This window comes from Shewanella sp. 11B5, from assembly GCF_002836795.1.
GTDB lineage: Bacteria > Pseudomonadota > Gammaproteobacteria > Enterobacterales > Shewanellaceae > Shewanella > Shewanella frigidimarina.
Genome location: NZ_PJAP01000550.1, coordinates 1 through 4,449 on the forward strand (window position 1 = coordinate 1; position 4,449 = coordinate 4,449).

Annotated in this window: 3 protein-coding genes; 2 read left to right on the forward strand and 1 reads right to left on the reverse strand. The window is 42.2% G+C overall.

All coding sequences use genetic code 11. The features are described 5' to 3' along the window. Nucleotides 1-2,275, reverse strand: a 2,275-nt coding sequence (gene ppsA / locus CXF78_RS12930) for a phosphoenolpyruvate synthase (protein ID WP_102037031.1), incomplete at its 3' end; no start/stop codon positions are given. Nucleotides 2,276-2,401: 126 nt separating this feature from the next. Between ppsA and CXF78_RS12935 the strand changes: the two genes are divergently transcribed. Both CXF78_RS12935 and CXF78_RS12940 read left to right on the forward strand, forming a co-directional pair. Beyond that, nucleotides 2,402-3,214 carry a posphoenolpyruvate synthetase regulatory kinase/phosphorylase PpsR gene (locus CXF78_RS12935; RefSeq protein WP_011637753.1) on the forward strand — a complete coding sequence of 271 codons (813 nt, stop codon included), beginning with the start codon at nt 2,402-2,404 and terminating at the stop codon, nt 3,212-3,214. 206 nt (nt 3,215-3,420) lie between these two features. Next, on the forward strand, nt 3,421-4,449 hold a 1,029-nt coding region (locus tag CXF78_RS12940), incomplete at its 3' end, for a 3-deoxy-7-phosphoheptulonate synthase (protein ID WP_102037030.1).

Consider the following 4,449-nt stretch of genomic DNA (forward strand, 5'->3'; position numbering starts at 1 on the left):
CAAAGTCGGAATGGTCTGATGGGCCTTGGCCACAAATCCCCACATAAGCACCTTTTGCTTTAGCCGCTTTAATAGCCATTGAAAGCAATGCTTTTACTGCATCATTACGCTCATCAAACAAGTGACTGATGATTCCTGAATCTCGATCAAGCCCTAATGTTAACTGAGTTAAGTCATTTGAGCCGATAGAGAAACCATCAAAATGCTCAAGGAACTGGTCAGCTAGCAATGCATTTGAAGGTAGTTCACACATCATGATAACGCGTAAGCCATCTTTACCGCGCTCTAAACCTTGCTCTTTCAGTAACTCAATCACTTGAGATGCTTCGTTTACAGTACGAACAAATGGAATCATCACTTCAACGTTGGTTAGGCCCATTTGATTACGAACACGTTTAATCGCTTCACATTCAAGCGCGAAACAATCGCGGAATGCTTCAGAAATATAACGGCTAGCACCACGGAAGCCCAACATTGGGTTTTCTTCATCTGGCTCGTAACGATCACCGCCGACTAAGTTTGCGTACTCGTTCGACTTAAAGTCAGACATACGTACGATAACTTTCTTCGGATAGAAAGCCGATGCAATAGTGGCAATACCTTCAACTAAACGCGCAACATAAAACTCAACAGGTGAATCATAACCCGCAATCATTTCGTTGATTTCATTTTGCAGTTCAGCAGTTTGACCGTTGAAATCAAGCAAAGCTTTAGGGTGAATACCAATCATGCGGTTAATGATGAACTCTAAACGCGCTAAACCCACACCTTCGTTAGGCAAACGTGCAAAATCAAATGCACGATCTGGGTTACCGACGTTCATCATAATTTTCATTGGCAAAGGAGGTAATGTATCAACACGGTTAGTGATGATTTCAAAATCTTGCTTACCTGAATAAATTAATCCGGTATCGCCTTCTGCACAAGATACAGTGACAATGTCGCCCGTTTTGATGCGGTCAGTCACATCACCACAACCTACAACAGCGGGTACACCTAATTCACGTGCAATGATTGCAGCATGGCAAGTACGACCACCACGGTTGGTGACAATGGCACTAGCACGTTTCATGATCGGTTCCCAATCTGGGTCTGTCATGTCGGTCACTAATACGTCACCTGGTTCAATTTGGTCCATCTGATCAATCGATGTTAATACCTTCGCGATACCAGTACCAATTTTATGACCAATTGCACGACCTTCACAGATCACGTCACCCTTCGTTTTTAAGTGATAACGTTCAATTAACTGGACATCTTCACGACTACGAACTGTTTCTGGACGAGCTTGAACAATATACAACTTACCGTCGTTACCGTCTTTTGCCCATTCGATGTCCATCGCACGGCCATAATGCTTTTCAATCACCATTGCTTGCTTAGCAAGTTCCATGACTTCGTCATCGTTAATAGAGAAAATACGACGCTGTTCAGCAGAAACATCTTCAATTTTAACTTGCTTGCCATGGCCAGCATCATCAGAGTAAACCATCTGAATCAACTTACTGCCGATATTTCGGCGCACAACAGCTTTATGTCCTTGCGCTAAAATCGGTTTGTGCACATAGAATTCGTCAGGGTTAACCGCGCCTTGTACAACCATTTCACCTAAACCAAAAGATGAAGTGATAAAGACAACGTCATTGTTTCCTGACTCAGTGTCCATGGTAAACATCACACCAGAAGCTGCTTTGTCTGAACGTACCATACGTTGTACGCCAGCAGATAAAGCCACACCTTGATGTTCGTAACCTTGATGAACACGATAAGAAATTGCACGGTCGTTAAATAGTGAGGCGTATACATGCTTAATTGCTAGCATGACCGCATCAAAACCTTTAACGTTTAGGAATGTTTCTTGTTGGCCTGCAAAAGATGCATCTGGCATGTCTTCAGCGGTAGCTGATGAACGCACTGCAAATGACGCTTCTTGAGTTTCACTCGACAACTGCTCGTAAGCTTCACGAATAGCGTCTTCTAATGCCGGCTGGAATGGGGTTTCAATAACCCACTGTCTGATCTGCGCACCTACTTTTGCCAGTTCATTGACATCATCAACATCCAATGTCGCCAGAATGTCAAAAATCTTCTGGTTAACTCCACTTTGTTCAAGGAACTCATTGAACGCATGCGAGGTCGTTGCAAAACCGCCAGGAACTTGAACCCCTGCATTAGCCAGATTGCTGATCATCTCTCCAAGGGATGCGTTTTTACCGCCAACCTTGTTTACATCGCCCATGCCTAATTCTTGATACCAGAGTACGTATTGCTGCACAGTTTTATCTCCGCAAGTTTTTATTTCAGTGGCCACTTCACACGAGGGCAAGAGCATCTTACACTCCCATACAACAAGCGTAAATCTATAATTTTATTTGTAATTTTATTACTACAAGAGGTCAGAATGACACCAAAAGTATTCTATATTTCAGATGGGACCGCGATCACAGCGGAGGTTTTTGGACATGCGGTACTTTCGCAATTTCCTATAGAATTTGAAGCACTTACAATTCCGTTTGTCGAAACCATTCAAAAAGCTCAAAAAGTTAAGCAACAAATAAATGATTGTTTTATTACAACAGGTGAAAGACCACTTGTGTTCCATTCGATCATTAATCCTGAGATCCGCAATGTGATTTTTTCGAGTGAATGTGTTGATTATGACTTTTTGAACACCTTTGTTGCGCCACTAGAACAACACTTAGGTGTACAAGCTAAGCCTTTATTACACCGAACCCATGGTAAAAGTAACCATGGTTATGAAACCCGTATCGATGCGATTAACTACACCATGGAGAATGATGACGGCCAAACCATGAAACACATGGATAAAGCCGACATTATTTTATTAGGCGTGTCTCGTTGCGGTAAAACACCATCAAGTTTATATCTGTCAATGCAGTTTGGTATAAAGGCCGCAAACTACCCGTTTACTGAAGAAGACATGGATAACCTCAAGTTACCTGAAGCATTGAAACGCAATAAATCAAAGCTCTTTGGCTTAACCATCGATCCACATCGTTTGCATGAGATACGTCAAAGCCGCATGGAAAATAGCCGCTACTCTTCATTAAGACAGTGTCGCCTTGAAGTAAAAGAAGTCGAAATGCTGTATAAAAAAGAACGTATACCCTTTGTAAATACCACTAACCATTCGGTTGAAGAAATTGCCACTAAAATTCTTGATATCACCGGTCTAGAGCGTCATATGTTCTAATTCATAAACAATCATTATCTGCATGAAAGAGAATGAAAAACCAGCAAAAGACGAACTTAACTCAGGTTGATTCGTCTTTGCCTTTTACGGCAATCTATTTTTTAACCGTTAGAATCCGAGGCTAAGCCTCGCATCTTGAACTTCTTTGGGTATATAATCCCGTTCAATATGATGCAGATGCATCTCACGATTTCTCGGTAATATGCATGACAATTAAAACAGATGAACTCAGAACAACCTTATTAAGCAAAGTTATTTCTCCTGCTCAGTTGGCTTCAGAATATCCATTAACGCAAAATGCTGCAGACTACTTGGTTGCACAACGTCGTGAAGTAGAAGCAATTATTGCCGGTGAAGATCAACGTTTGCTGGTCATTATTGGCCCTTGCTCAATTCATGACACTAAAGCAGCACTCGAATATGCAGAACGTTTGTCAGCCTTACATCACGAACTAAAAGATGACTTGTGCATATTAATGCGGGTGTACTTTGAAAAGCCTCGTACCATTGTCGGTTGGAAAGGCTTAATTTCAGATCCAGATTTGGACGGCAGCTTTAGCCCGAATAAAGGCTTGCGTATGGCGCGTCAGTTATTACAACAAATCACTGAACTCAAGTTACCTATCGCCACTGAGTTTTTAGACATGGTGAACGGCCAGTACATCGCAGACCTTATTACCTGGGGTGCTATTGGCGCACGAACCACTGAAAGCCAAATTCACCGCGAAATGGCTTCTGCATTGTCTTGCCCTGTTGGCTTTAAAAATGGTACTGACGGTAACATTAATATTGCTGTTGATGCTGTACGTGCGGCTCAAGCTCCGCATATTTTTTACTCTCCAGATAAAGATGGCGCAATGGCGGTTTACCGTACCCACGGCAACCCATTTGGACACATTATTTTGCGTGGTGGTAAAACGCCAAATTATTCAGCTGAAGATATTGAAGTCGCACGCGCACAACTTGAAAATGTGGGTGTAACTCAGCGTATGGTGGTTGATTTCAGCCATGGTAACAGTGAGAAACAACATAGAAACCAGCTTAATGTAGCCAATAGTATTATGGCGCAGCTGCGCAGTGGTAGTACAGCAATTGCCGGTATTATGGCAGAGAGCTTTATGATTGAAGGTAATCAGAAAGTGGTTAAAGACGAACCATTAGTATATGGCCAAAGTATTACTGATGCATGTTTGCATTGGGCTGATTCTGAGAAGCTGTTACGTGATTTAGCTCAA